Source organism: Streptomyces sp. NPDC052773 (assembly GCF_044547145.1).
In the GTDB taxonomy this organism is placed as follows: Bacteria; Actinomycetota; Actinomycetes; order Streptomycetales; family Streptomycetaceae; genus Streptomyces.
Genome location: NZ_JBITZX010000021.1, coordinates 20597 through 33444, shown reverse-complemented (window position 1 = coordinate 33444; position 12848 = coordinate 20597). Strand labels below are relative to the sequence as shown.

12 protein-coding genes and 1 pseudogene are annotated in these 12848 nt (G+C 72.7%); 4 read left to right on the top strand and 9 right to left on the bottom strand.

Annotated features, from left to right (window positions below; genetic code table 11):
• Positions 1-89: 89 nt before the first annotated feature.
• Positions 90-1373 (bottom strand): adenylosuccinate synthase, encoded by a 1284-nt coding sequence (locus ACIG0D_RS32640; RefSeq protein ID WP_399808284.1) that lies wholly within the window; start codon positions 1371-1373, stop codon positions 90-92.
• A gap of 187 nt (positions 1374-1560) precedes the next feature.
• On the opposite strand from ACIG0D_RS32640, the gene ACIG0D_RS32635 reads away from it, so the two are divergent.
• Positions 1561-2442 (top strand): diacylglycerol kinase, encoded by an 882-nt coding sequence (locus ACIG0D_RS32635; RefSeq protein WP_399808282.1) that lies wholly within the window; start codon positions 1561-1563, stop codon positions 2440-2442.
• A 1-nt stretch (position 2443) separates the two neighbouring features.
• Here ACIG0D_RS32635 and ACIG0D_RS32630 read toward each other — a convergent pair whose 3' ends face one another.
• A complete protein-coding gene (locus ACIG0D_RS32630) occupies positions 2444-3082 on the bottom strand; it encodes a Uma2 family endonuclease (protein ID WP_399808280.1) in 639 nt (212 codons plus the stop codon).
• 87 nt (positions 3083-3169) lie between these two features.
• Positions 3170-3676, bottom strand: a complete 507-nt coding sequence (locus ACIG0D_RS32625; protein ID WP_399808278.1) for a GbsR/MarR family transcriptional regulator — start codon at positions 3674-3676, stop codon at positions 3170-3172.
• Between the two features lie 116 nt (positions 3677-3792).
• Between ACIG0D_RS32625 and ACIG0D_RS32620 the strand changes: the two genes are divergently transcribed.
• Both ACIG0D_RS32620 and ACIG0D_RS32615 read left to right on the top strand, forming a co-directional pair.
• Positions 3793-4698 (top strand): ATP-binding cassette domain-containing protein, encoded by a 906-nt coding sequence (locus ACIG0D_RS32620; protein WP_399808275.1) that lies wholly within the window; start codon positions 3793-3795, stop codon positions 4696-4698.
• Positions 4695-6311, top strand: coding sequence for an ABC transporter permease (locus ACIG0D_RS32615; protein WP_399808273.1), 1617 nt, complete (start codon positions 4695-4697; stop codon positions 6309-6311). Before ACIG0D_RS32620 ends, ACIG0D_RS32615 begins: the two co-directional genes overlap by 4 nt.
• An 18-nt stretch (positions 6312-6329) precedes the next feature.
• Here the strand turns inward: ACIG0D_RS32615 and ACIG0D_RS32610 are convergent, their stop codons facing one another.
• Entirely contained in the window at positions 6330-7535 is a 1206-nt protein-coding gene (locus ACIG0D_RS32610) for a cytochrome P450 (protein ID WP_399808271.1), read from the bottom strand.
• 75 nt (positions 7536-7610) lie between these two features.
• Here ACIG0D_RS32610 and ACIG0D_RS32605 point away from each other — a divergent pair, with 75 nt between their 5' ends.
• The gene (locus ACIG0D_RS32605; protein ID WP_399808269.1) at positions 7611-8417 is read left to right on the top strand and encodes a hypothetical protein; all 807 of its coding nucleotides are present in this window, start codon (positions 7611-7613) and stop codon (positions 8415-8417) included.
• Here ACIG0D_RS32605 and ACIG0D_RS32600 read toward each other — a convergent pair whose 3' ends face one another.
• From ACIG0D_RS32600 to ACIG0D_RS32580, 5 genes and pseudogenes are all read right to left on the bottom strand, one after another.
• Positions 8418-9083 carry a response regulator gene (locus ACIG0D_RS32600; protein WP_399808266.1) on the bottom strand — a complete coding sequence of 222 codons (666 nt, stop codon included), beginning with the start codon at positions 9081-9083 and terminating at the stop codon, positions 8418-8420.
• On the bottom strand, positions 9080-10468 hold the full coding sequence (locus ACIG0D_RS32595; protein ID WP_399808264.1) for a sensor histidine kinase: 1389 nt from the start codon (positions 10466-10468) through the stop codon (positions 9080-9082). The genes ACIG0D_RS32600 and ACIG0D_RS32595 overlap by 4 nt, the downstream gene beginning before the upstream one ends.
• Positions 10469-10706: 238 nt before the next feature.
• Positions 10707-11381, bottom strand: coding sequence for a response regulator (locus ACIG0D_RS32590; RefSeq protein WP_399808262.1), 675 nt, complete (start codon positions 11379-11381; stop codon positions 10707-10709).
• Complete coding sequence (locus ACIG0D_RS32585) at positions 11378-12718, bottom strand: sensor histidine kinase (protein WP_399808430.1); 1341 nt, start codon at positions 12716-12718, stop codon at positions 11378-11380. Before ACIG0D_RS32585 ends, ACIG0D_RS32590 begins: the two co-directional genes overlap by 4 nt.
• Positions 12603-12842 (bottom strand): annotated as a pseudogene (locus tag ACIG0D_RS32580) (hypothetical protein); the annotation flags it as partial. The pseudogene ACIG0D_RS32580 and the gene ACIG0D_RS32585, both read right to left, overlap by 116 nt.
• Positions 12843-12848: the final 6 nt, after the last annotated feature.

Below are 12848 nucleotides of genomic sequence, written 5' to 3'. Positions count from 1 at the left end.
AGTGCCCGAACCCGGCCGTGAACGGCGGAGGACCCCGCCGGTTCGCGGCGGGGTCCCTGCCTCAGGCACCCAGGGTGCTCTCACGCACCTCAGATGAACGGGTTGATCTCGATCGTCTCGTCCCGGCCCGGGCCCACGCCGATCGCGGAGATCGGGGCGCCGGACATCTCCTCGAGCGCCTTGACGTACGCCTGGGCGTTCTTCGGGAGGTCGGAGAAGGTCTTGGCCTTGCTGATGTCTTCCGACCAGCCCGGCAGCATCTCGTAGATCGGCTTCGCGTGGTGGAAGTCGGTCTGCGAGTACGGCAGCTCCTCGACGCGCTTGCCGTCGATCTCGTAGGCGACGCAGACGGGGATCTGCTCCCAGCCGGTGAGCACGTCGAGCTTGGTGAGGAAGAAGTCGGTCAGGCCGTTCACGCGGGTCGCGTAGCGGGCGATGACCGCGTCGAACCAGCCGCAGCGGCGGTCACGGCCGGTGGTGACGCCCCGCTCGCCGCCGATCCGGCGCAGCGCCTCGCCGTCCTCGTCGAACAGCTCGGTCGGGAACGGGCCGGCGCCGACGCGGGTGGTGTACGCCTTGAGGATGCCGATGACGCGGCTGATCCGGGTCGGGCCCACGCCCGCGCCGGTGCAGGCGCCGCCCGCGGTCGGGTTCGACGAGGTCACGAACGGATACGTGCCGTGGTCGATGTCGAGGAGGGTGCCCTGGCCGCCCTCGAAGAGCACGACCTTGTCCTCGTCCAGCGCCTTGTTCAGGACCAGCACGGTGTCGGCGACGTACGGCTGGATCTGCTCGGCGTAGCCCAGCAGCTCCTCGACCACCTGGTCCACGGCGATGGCGCGGCGGTTGTAGAGCTTGGTGAGGATCTGGTTCTTGACGTCGAGGGCCGCCTCGACCTTCTGCCGCAGGATCGACTCGTCGTACAGGTCCTGGACGCGGATGCCGACGCGGTTGATCTTGTCGGCGTAGGTCGGGCCGATGCCGCGGCCGGTGGTGCCGATCTTGCGCTTGCCGAGGAAGCGTTCCGTCACCTTGTCGACGGTCACGTTGTACGGCGTGATGATGTGCGCGTTACCGCTGATCAGGAGCTTCGACGTGTCGACGCCGCGCTCGTTCAGCCCGCTCAGCTCGGAGAGCAGGACCGACGGGTCGACGACGACGCCGTTACCGATGACCGGCGTACAGCCGGGGGACAGGATTCCGGAAGGGAGCAGGTGGAGGGCGTACTTCTGATCGCCCACGACTACCGTGTGGCCGGCGTTGTTGCCGCCCTGGTAACGCACCACGTAGTCGACGGATCCGCCGAGCAGGTCCGTCGCCTTTCCCTTGCCTTCGTCACCCCACTGAGCACCGAGCAGCACAAGTGCGGGCACGCGCGTACACCCCTTCCGGGCGGGGCATGTCCAAGGTCAGGGGCGCACGTGACACGGAGTGTGCCTCGCACGCCGGCGACCTTCGTCGGCCGCAACCCGTCGGACCGGATGCCCCGGAATAGACGAAGCCCCTGGCGCAATAGCGCAAGGGGCTCTTGCACAAAGATGCTACCCGAGGAAGCGAGGCATGACCGAGGTGGCGACTTCCGCGACGCCCGAGCAGCTGTTGGTGATCATCGATCCGGTCGCCCGGCGAGTGGACTCGGAGTCCGCGCGAATCGCGAAAGACGTGCTCAGCGCGGGTGCGGCCATCAAGGTGTGCCTCCCGGACGGTCCGGAGGAATTCGCCCGGATGCTGGCCCGGCGCGGCTCACGCCGCCCGGTCGTGGTCGGTGACGACCGGGCGCTGGTGCGGGCCGTGTCCCTTTTGCACCGGCAGCGGGACCTGGCCGGATGTGTGCTGTCGCTGGTGCCGGTGGGCGCCGGTTCGGGGGTGCTGTCGCTGGCACGGTCCCTCGGCGTGCCGACGGGCACGGTGGCGGCGGCGCGGGCGGTGCTGGAGGGCGTGGAGCGGCGGCTGGACCTGCTGGTCGACGACAGCGACGGGGTGGTGGTCGGCGCGGTCGGCATCCCGCCGCTGCCGGGCGGGCATACGGCGCCGAACGGGGCCACCGCCGTGAGCCGGCCGTGGCTGCGGACCTGCCAGTCACTGGTCCGCACCCTGGTGCCGTCACGCCCCGCCCGCGTGGCCACCGCCGCCCCGCCGGGCCCCACCGGACCGGCCCGGCTGCGCGTGGAGGTCGACGGCCGCACCCTGGTGGACCTCGGCCAGCCCCTGACGGCCATCTCGGTGACCCCGGGCCCGTCCGGCCTCGCCGAGGTCGAGGCACGCCCCCTCTCCGTGGGCGCGGAGGCCACCCCCCTGCGCGCGGAGGGCCGCACGGTCACGGTCACCGGCCCCGCCTTCCACTACAGCGCCGACACCCAGGTCACGGGCCCGGTACGGCGCAGGACGTGGACGGTGTCGGAGGGGGCACTGGGGCTGATGGTGCCGGTGCCGGCCGGGTGAGTCAGCCCCGGGTCTGCTCCTGGTCCCGCGCGTCCCGCGCCTCGGCCTCCCGCCGGGGAGCCCGGAAGCCGCTGGTGTCGAGGGAGCACCCGAACGGAGCGGGGAGGTCCAGCTTCTCTCCGAACGGCCTCGTCTGACGGGACTCGTACCCCTTGGGAGAGGGGTCCCAGAAGACGGTGGCCTGCTCCTCCTGCATGTCCAGCAGCAGGTACACGGGGACACCGGCCCGCCCGTAGACCACGACCTTGTCCGTCAGGTCGTCGTCACGGGTGGCGGAGGAGGTCAGCTCGGCGGCCAGGGTCAGGGCTTCGCCGTCGAGGCGGGTGCGGGTCGTCTCGAAGACCTGCCGGGGCGCGACGTGGATGTCGGGTCCGTACGCGCGTTCCTCCCCCGTGAAGACATACAGGAAGGGCGCGCAGCTGATCTCGTGATCTTCGGGAAGGTGCGGCTCCACCTGCTTGCACACCAACCGCATCACGCGCTGGTAGTAACCCTTGGACCACGGCGACAAGACGATGCTCCCCCTGATGACCTCGGCCCTGAAGCCGGGCACGTCCCACTTGTCGAGGGTGTCGAGCAGCTCCTCGAAGCTGCCGGCCTCGGTGCCGCTTGCCGTCGGTCGCTCAGTCATCAAAGTCATGATGCGCCCTCCCCTCGCCGCAGACCAGGCAGCACCCAGCGTAGCGAAACGACTACGGTCGTGTGATCCTTTCGGCGGATCACCAGGTCACCGGCCGAACAACTCCTGCCGCCTCTGCCGCCAGCGCGCCATCAAGGTCTCCAGCTCGCCCTCCACGAACTCGAAGAAGGCCAGGGTTTCGGCGAGGCGGTGGCCTGCGGGGGTGTCGGGGCCGAGGGTGGTGACGCCCTCGCGGAGGGCGTCCTCCCAGCGTTTGATGATCGCCTCGCGGTTGGTCAGCGCCTCGTACCACTGGTCGTTGTGGACCCGGTAGCGCTCGCGGCGGGAGCCGGGCTCGCGTTCGCGGGAGACCAGGTGGACCTGGGCGAGGTAGCGCACCGCGCCGGAGACCGCCGCGGGGCTGATCTTGAGCTGGTCGCCGAGTTCGGCGGAGGTGAGGGCGCCGCTGTCGGAGGCGAGCAGCGCGGCGAAGACGCGGGCCGGCATGCGCGGGACGCCCGCCTCGACGAGCTGGGCCGCGAAGTGCTCCACGAACCGGGAGACCGTCTCGGGGTCGCGCGCCCCTCCGTGTGCCGCTCCGGCTGTGTCCGTCATGCCGTCGATCATCTCCCCTGCCCGGCGCCGTCCGGCCGGTCCCCATCCGAGTCTAGTCGCGTTTTATACGCTTCCTTAACTTCACAAATTTCTGAAAGAAGCGTACGTTCCGAAGCATGACCAAGGCCATCACCGTCTCCGGACTGCGCAAGTCGTTCGGCCGGACGCACGCACTCGACGGTCTCGACCTGGACGTGGAGTCCGGCGAGGTCCACGGCTTCCTCGGGCCCAACGGGGCCGGAAAGTCCACCGCCATCCGGGTCCTGCTCGGCCTGCTGCGCGCCGACTCCGGCGCCGCGCGGGTGCTCGGCCGCGACCCGTGGGCGGACGCCGTCGACCTGCACCGCCGTATCGCCTACGTCCCCGGCGACGTGACGCTGTGGCGCAATCTCTCCGGCGGCGAGGTCATCGACCTGTACGGGCGGCTGCGCGGCGGCCTCGACGCGCGGCGGCGGGCGGAGCTGATCGAGCGGTTCGAGCTGGACCCGACGAAGAAGGGGCGCACGTACTCCAAGGGCAACCGGCAGAAGGTCGCCCTGGTCGCCGCCTTCGCCTGCGACGTCGATCTGCTGATCCTCGACGAGCCGACCTCCGGCCTCGACCCGCTGATGGAGGAGGTCTTCCGGCGGTGCGTCACCGAGGAACGCGAGCGCGGGCGGACCATCCTGCTCTCCTCGCACATCCTCAGCGAGGTGGAGGAGCTGTGCGACCGGGTCAGCATCATCCGCAAGGGGCGCACCGTGGAGAGCGGATCGCTCGCCGAGCTGCGGCATCTGACCCGCACCAGCGTCACCGCCGAGCTGGCCGGACCGCCGAACGGGCTGTCCCGGCTGCCCGGGGTGCACGACCTCGACGTCCGGGGGCGGCGGGTCCGGCTCCAGGTCGACACCGACAAGCTCGACGCCGTACTGCGGCAGCTCGGCGAGGCGGGCGTGCGCTCGCTCACCTCGACACCGCCCACGCTGGAGGAGCTGTTCCTGCGGCACTACCAGGACGAGCCCGCGGAAGGGGCGGCCCGATGACCGCCACCGCAACCGCCCTCGCCGTACGGTCCGGCGGCGGCTCGCGCCCGCTGGCCGGCACCGGCACCCTGCTGCGCTTCGCGCTGCGCCGCGACCGGCTGATGATCCCGGTCTGGGTCGCCGTCAACGCGCTGATGGTGCTGTCCATGCCGAACACGCTGAGGGGCCTGTACGGCACGGCGGCCGAACGCGCCGGCCTCATGCGGCAGATGGAGACCAACTCCTCGCTGCGCGCGATGGTCGGCCCGGTCTTCGGCGACTCGCTGGGCGCGCTGACCGCCTGGCGGGTGGGGGTGTACGCCGGTGCGCTGGCCGCCGTGACCTGCCTGCTCGTCGTCGTGCGGCACACCCGCGACGAGGAGGAGAGCGGCCGTCAGGAACTGATCGCCTCCGGGATCGTGGGCCGCCGGGCCTCCCTCACCGCGGCCCTGCTGACCGCCGCGATCACCTGCGCCGCCCTCGCCCTGCTGGTGACGGCGGGACTCGCCGGGCACGGCGCGGCGGGCGCACTGGCGCTCGGGCTCGGAATCGCGGGCGTCGGCATGCTCTTCGCCACGACGGCCGCGATCGCCGCCCAGCTCACCCAGAGCGCCCGGGCTGCCCGGGGCCTGACCGCGGCGGTGCTGGGCGCGGCGTTCGTGCTGCGCGCGGCGGGCGACTCGGCCACCGACGACGGCTCGTCGGTGCTGACCTGGCTGTCGCCGCTGGGCTGGCTGGAGAACCTGCGGCCGTTCGCGGGCGAACGCTGGTGGGTGCTGCTGCTGTTCGCCGGGGCGGCGCTGCTCCAGGGCGCGGTCGCCTACGCCCTCGCCGGGCGCCGGGACATCGGCATGAGCTTCCTGCCCGCCCGGCCCGGACCGGCCGCCGGGCGCCTCGGCAGCGCGACCGCGCTGGCCTGGCGGCTGCAGCGGGGCGCTCTCGTCGGCTGGAGCATCGGCTTCCTGCTCGCCGGGGTGGTGTACGGCGCGATGGCGGAGGGCGCGGCCGACCTGGTCGGGGACAACGCCGACGCGCGGCGGATCATCGAGCGGATGGGTGGTCAGGCGGGGCTGACCGACGCGTTCCTGTCGGCGATGACCGGGATGCTGGGGCTCGTCGCGGCCCTGTACATCGTCGCCTCGGTGCTGCGTCTGCACGGCGAGGAGACCTCCGGGCGGGCCGAGCCGGTGCTGGCCAACGCGGTGGGGCGGCTGCGGTGGGCCGCGGGCCATCTGGCGGTGGCGTTCGGCGGCACGGTGCTGATCATGCTCCTGGCCGGGCTGGGCTTCGCCGTCGGCCACGGCGGGCGGGTGGGGCCGCTGCTGGGCGCGTGCCTGGCGCAGGTGCCCGCGGTGTGGGTGATCGGCGGGGTGGCGGTCCTGCTGAACGGGCTGCTGCCCCGGGCGGCGGGCGCGGCGTGGGCCGTCGCCGGGGCGGTGCTGCTGCTCGGCTGGGTCGGGCCCGCGCTGGACGTGCCGCGGGCGGTGCTGGATCTCTCCCCGTTCGGTCATCTGCCGAAGCTGCCGGGCGGGGAGATGGAGTGGACGCCGCTGCTGCTCCTCACCGCCCTGGCGGCGGCACTGGTGACGGTCGGCCTGGCGGGGCTGCGACGCCGGGACCTGGTCACGTCCTGAGCGCAGGCCCGGCGCCGGTCACGCGATCTCGACGTCCAGCCCCTCCAGCCCCCGGATCACGAAGTTCGGCTTGCGTTTCGGCTCCGACGCCAGGGACAACGTCGGGGCCCGCTCCAGCAGCGCCCGCATGGACGCGGCCAGTTCGAGCCGGGCCAGGGGGGCGCCGATGCAGTAGTGGATGCCGGCGCTGAACGAGATGTGCGGGTTCTCCTCGCGGGTGAGGTCCAGGCGGCCGGGCTCGGTGAACACCGCGGGGTCGTGGTTGGCGGAGCCGAACAGCAGCGCCAGCTCCGCTCCCCGCGGGATCACCGTCCCGTCGATCTCGATGTCGTCCAGCACCCAGCGCTCGAACAGCTGGAGCGGGGTGTCGTAGCGCATCAGCTCCTCGATCGCGGCGGGGACCAGGGAGTGGTCCGCGCGCAGCGCCGCAAGCTGGTCCGGGTGGCGCAGCAGCGCCCACCAGCCGTTGACCGTGGCGTTCACGGTCGCCTCGTGGCCCGCGTTCAGCAGCAGCACACAGGTCGAGATCATCTCCTGCTCGGTGAGCCGGTCGTCCTCGTCGTGCGCCGCGATCAGACCCGAGATCAGATCGTCGCCCGGGTCCTTGCGGCGCTCGGCGATCAGCTCCCGCAGGTAGTCCGAGAACTCCACCGACGCCCGCACCGCCCGCGCCGCCGTCTCCTTCGACGGGTTCAGCTCGTACATCCCGCAGATGTCCGCCGACCACGGCCGCAGCGGCGCCCGGTCGGACTCCGGCACGCCCAGCATCTCGGCGATCACCGCGACCGGCAGCGGCTCGGCGACCTCGGCGAGCAGATCGCCGCCGCCCCGCCGGACCAGCCCGTCGACCAGTTCCCCGGCCAGCCGCTCCACATACGGCTTCAGCCGCTCCACCGTGCGCGGCGTGAACGCCTTCGACACCAGCCGCCGGATCCGGGTGTGGTCCGGTGGCTCCAGGTCCAGCATCCCGTGGTCGTTGAGGGTGTGGAACGGCTCCTGCTCCGGCGGGGGCGGGGTGCGCCCGAACTCCTCGTGCGAGAAGCGGTGCTGATAGGTCCGCCCCAGCCGGCGGTCCCGCAGCAGCGCCGAGACGTCCGCGTGGTGCGGGACCAGCCACTGGTTCGTGGGCTCGTAGTGGTGCACGCGGCCCCGGGCGCGCAGCTCGGCGTAGGCGGGGTACGGGTCGGCGAGGAACGCCGGGTCCCACGGGTCGAAGGCTGCCATGCACGGACGCTAGCCCGGCGGACCCGTGCCTGACCAGGGGCCGGAATGCCCAGTTCCCCCCTTACGATCGCGCCCATGTCGATCACGCCGTCCGTGCCCGTCCTGCGGGGCCGCAAGAACACCGCCCTCGAGTTCGACGGGTCCGCACTGGTCCTTCGCCGGGCGGCGAAGGAGCACCGCATACCCCTGGCGGCCGTCGCCGCGGTCCGCGCCGAGCGCCGGTCCGTCGAGGTCACCCTGACGGCGGCGCCCGGGACGGCTCCGGCCGCCCACCGGATCGAGGACGTCGGCGAGACCGCCGCCCGCGCTTTCGCCGAGGCCGTCGGCGCCGCGCTCCCCCCGGTGTCCGACCGTGCCGCCGACGGGGCCGCCCTGGTCACCGTGCGGACCCTGGACGCCGAGCGGGCGCGGGCCCGGAAGCGGCTGCGGGGCCGGCTGGGCACGCTCGCCTTCCTTCTGGTGCACGGCGTGCTCGGCGTGCTCACCAGCGACTCCGACACCCCCGAACTCGTCCTCGTGGTGGGGGTGGGGGCCTTCTGCACCGGTGTCTTCCTGCTCGCCGGCCTGCGGGTCATGCCGTTCGGCAAGCCGTCGTGGCGGTTGTCCAAGGACGGCGTCACGGTGATCGCCCAGTACGACGGCTACGTCGACGGCATGCACATCTACAAGTTCGCCGACCTCACCGGCCGGCCCTACGCCTACGCACCCCGCGACTACCGCGGCGAGCAGGTCGAGGTGATCTACGACCCCGGCGACCCCTTCAACGGCGTCGAGCGCGAGTTCCTCCTCGGCCGCGGAATCATGCTCTTCCCCATGTGCCTCCTGGGTGCCCTCGCCCTCGTCTGCTTCCTCCTCACGCTGCTCGTCGCCCTCACCGCCTGATCAGCCCGGCGTCACCAGCCGCGCCTCGTAGGCGAACACCGCCGCCTGGGTGCGGTCTCTGAGGCCCAGCTTCACCAGGATGCGGCTGACATGGGTCTTGATCGTGGACTCGGCGACCACCAGTCGCTCCGCGATCTCCGCGTTCGACAGGCCGTGCGCGATGAGGACCAGCACCTCCGTCTCCCGGTCGGTGAGATCGCCGTACGCCTCTCGCGTCTGCGGCAGGACCTTCGGGCTCTCGGCCAGCTTGGAGAACTCGGTGATCAGCCGCTTGGTGACCGACGGGGCGAGCAGCGCCTCCCCGGACGCCACCACCCGCACGCCCTCGGCGAGCTGCCGCGCCGAGGCGTCCTTCAGCAGGAAGCCGGAGGCTCCCGCGCGCAGCGCCTGGTACACGTACTCGTCCAGGTCGAACGTGGTCAGCACCAGCACCTTCGCCGTACCGTCCGCGGCGACGATCTCCCGGGTCGCCTCGATGCCGTTCAGCTCCGGCATGCGGATGTCCATCAGCACGACGTCCGGCGACAGCTCCCGGACCCGGTCGACCGCCTCCCGGCCGTTGACCGCCTCGCCGACGACCTCGATGTCCGGCATCGCGTTCAGCAGGACCGAGAAGCCCTCGCGCACCATCATCTGGTCGTCCGCGATCAGGACGCGGATGGTCATGCGTCGTCCTCGCTCGCCGTCGGGACGGGCAGGAACACCGTCACCTCGTAGCCTCCCTCGTCCGTGCGGCCCGCCGTCATCTCGCCGCCCAGCATCGAGACCCGCTCGCGCATCCCGGTGATGCCGTGGCCGGCGCCGGGCGAGGGCTTGACCAGGGACGGCTTCGGTGGGGCGGTGTTGACGACGCGCAGGCCGAGCCCGCCGAGGACGTAGCCGATCTCGACGCGGGCGCTCGCGCCGGGCGCGTGTCTGAGGGTGTTGCTCAGCGCCTCCTGCACGATCCGGTACGCCGACAGCTCCACGCCCTGCGGCAGTTCGCGCACCGCTCCGGTCACCGTCTTGTCCACCTCCAGTCCGGCGTCGCGCACATTGGCGAGCAGCGCGTCCAGGTCGGCGAGGGTGGGCTGCGGGGCGTCCGGGGCCTCGTAGTCCTCGGCGCGGACCACGCCGAGCACGCGGCGCAGTTCGGTGAGCGCGGCGACCGCGTTCTCCCGGATCGTCGCGAAGGCGCGCTCCAGCTCCGGCGGCGGGTTCTCCACCCGGTAGGGCGCGGCCTCGGCCTGGATGGCGACCACCGACATGTGGTGGGCGACCACGTCGTGCAGCTCCCGGGCGATCGTGGTGCGCTCCTCCAGGAGGGTGCGCCGGGACCGCTCGTGCGCGGTCACCGTCTGCTGGGCGGTGACCTCCTGCTCGGCCTCCCGGCGGATGTGCCAGACGGTGACGACCAGGAGGATCAGGGCCGAGAGGACCAGCATGGGCCCGGTGTTGGTGCTGTAGTGGCCCCAGCCGAAGAGGCTCTCGGCGAAGAAGCCGTACGCGGCGGTCAGCAGCCACATCCACGCCGCGGTGCGGGGCCGGGTGCGGATCGCGACGACGGTCAGCACCACCAGGTGGGATATGAACGCGCCGGGTGGCCACGGCCAGTCCTGCCAGGCGCCGGCGAGGACGGTGCTGAGGAAGGTCGCGGCCGTCGACGCCCAGAACGCGGCGACCGGGCGGGCCAGGGTGAGCAGCACCGGGGCCAGCGCGAACAGGCAGATGACCGGTTCCATGGACCCGTCGTTGCCGCTCAGCGAGGCGACCAGCAGGGCGAGGAAGCCGGCCGCGCAGATCAGCGCGTGCGGGGTCCAGACCGCGTACTCCCGCAGCCTGCCGCCCAGTCGCCGGGTGATCGGGCCGTCCACCGCCATGCGGGGCAGCGGGCGGTAGGCGAAGGCGTCGAGGAACAGGTCCTGGCGCAGGCCGCGCAGGGCGTCGGCGGCCAGCCGGTACTCGGGGCTGCGCGGCTTGTAGGGGGCGTACGCGGAGTCCGCGGAGTCCGCGTACACGGAGTCCGCGCGGCTCGCGGAGTGTGTCGGGTGCGTCTGGGGCGTCTCGGTCACGCTCGAAACGTTAGGCCGGTCGGGGGGTCACCGTCGTCACCACGGAGAGGGGTCCTTCGGCGTCCCTCTCAGGTACTACGGGTCGCCCCCGTGGCCCCCTGCCCCCCTGCCCCCGTGGCCCCCTGCCCCCCTGCCCCCGTGGCCCCGTGCCCCCGTGCCACCCGCGGCCCCTGCCACCCCGTCGCCCCATCGCCCCATCGCCCCGTCGCCCCGTCGCCCCGTCGCCCCGTCGCCCCGCTCAGTAGCCCGACGGCCGCACCAGCCCCGACTCGTACGCGAACACCGCCGCCTGGGTCCGGTCGCGCAGCCCCAGTTTCACCAGGATGCGGCTCACATGGGTCTTCACGGTCTGCTCGGCGACCACCAGATGGCGGGCGATCTCCGCGTTGGACCAGCCGCGCGCGATCAGGGCGAGGACCTCCGTCTCCCGCTCGGTGAGATCCGCGACGCGCTCTTTGAGCGGGGCGCGGGGCGCGCCGTCCAGGCGGGAGAACTCGGCGATCAGCCGCCGGGTGATGCCGGGCGCGAGCAGCGCGTCCCCCGCGGCCACCACCCGGACCGCCTCGGCGAGCTGCTCGGCGGAGGCGTCCTTCAGCAGGAACCCGGAGGCGCCGGCCCGCAGCGCCTCGTACACGTACTCGTCGAGGTCGAAGGTGGTCAGCACCAGCACGCGGGTGCGCTGGGTCGACGCGGTGACCCGGCGGGTGGCCTCGATACCACCCAGCTCCGGCATGCGGATGTCCATCAGCACGACGTCCGGGTCGAGTTCGGCGACCTTGGCGACCGCGTCCAGGCCGTCCACCGCCTGGCCGATCACCTCGATGCCGGGCTGGGTGTCGAGCAGCACGGTGAAGCCCTGCCGGACCATCTGCTGGTCGTCGGCGATGAGTACGCGGATCGTGCCGCTCGTCATGGGTTCTCTTCTCCTGTCGGGTCCTCGGGAAAGATGTACTCCGCCTCCGGCAGGCCGCGCAGGTCCTCGGCGGAGTCGTCGAGCGCGCCGTCCCTGGGCAGGAAGGCGTTGACCTGGAATCCGCCGTGCAGGGTCGGCGACGCGCTGACGTGGCCGCCGAGCATCGCCGCGCGCTCCCGCATTCCGAGCAGGCCGTGCCCGGCGCCCGGGGAGGGCTGCACGGGCCGCTCGGGACGGCCGTTGACCACGTCCAGGACCAGGCCCTCGGGCATGTGGTCGACCCGGACGCGCACCCGGGAACCCGGCGCGTGCCGCAGCGCGTTGCTCAGCGCCTCCTGCACGATCCGGTACGCCGACAGCTCCACGCCCGGCGGATACGGGGACTCGGGCTCGCCCCGGACGTCGGCGACCACCTCGAGCCCGGCGGCCCTGGTGTTCTCGATCAGGGCGTCCAGGCGGTCCAGGGTGGGCTGCGGGGCGTCCGGGGCGGCGCCGGTGGCGGACTCGCCGAGGCCGAAGGGGTCGTCGGGGTTCTCCGAGCGCAGCACGCCGAGGACGCGGCGCAGTTCGGTCAGCGCCTCCAGCGCGTTCTGGCGGATGCCGGCCAGGTTCTCCTTCAGCTCCGGCGGCGGGTTGTCCACCAGGTGCGGGGCGACCTGCGCCTGGATGGAGATCACCGACATGTGGTGGGCGACCACGTCGTGCAGCTCCCGCGCGATGCGGCTGCGCTCCTCCAGCAGGGTGCGGCGGGCGCGTTCCTCGGCGGTGATCGTGGCCTGCCGGCCGAGTTCGGCGCGGGCCTCGCGGCGCCCGCGCAGAGCGGTGCCGAGGATGACGGCGACGGCGAAGACGGAGACCGCGAGGACGCCGGTGCTCTGGTAGTCGGGCGCGCCCAGCAGGCCTTGCAGCGCCCACGTCAGTGCGAGCGTGACGAACAGCGCCTCGGCGGACACCCGGCTGGGCACCCGCAGCGCGAGCAGCAGCAGCACGAGCAGGCCCGCGATGATCCCGGCGGAGGTCCACGGCCACGTGAACGGGTCCGCGTGCCCGGAGAGCTGCCGCTGCCGCAGCGCCACGGCCCCGACCACGAACACCGCCGTCGACAGCCACCAGGCGGGCACCGGCCGCCACAGCGCGAGCACCACCGCGCCGCCCTTCACCCCGGCGATCAGCAAGGCGAACCCGAAGCCCAGCCCGCCGGGGTCCTGAAGCTGCGCCAGATCACCGATGGTGAGGCCGAGCGCGGCCAGGCACACCAGGCCGTGCGGCAGCCACCGCAGCCACACGAACGGGGGAAGCGGGTCCGCCGCGAGAGTGCAGAGATCGTCGCGCAGCACGCGCAACCAGACCCGCACCCGGCCCCACAGCCCGCGCACCGCCGGCCGCCGGCCCCTCTCCGTCCCCGTCCCCGTCCCCGTCCCCGTCCCCGTCCCCGTCCCCGTCCCCGTCCCCGTCCCCGTCCCCGTC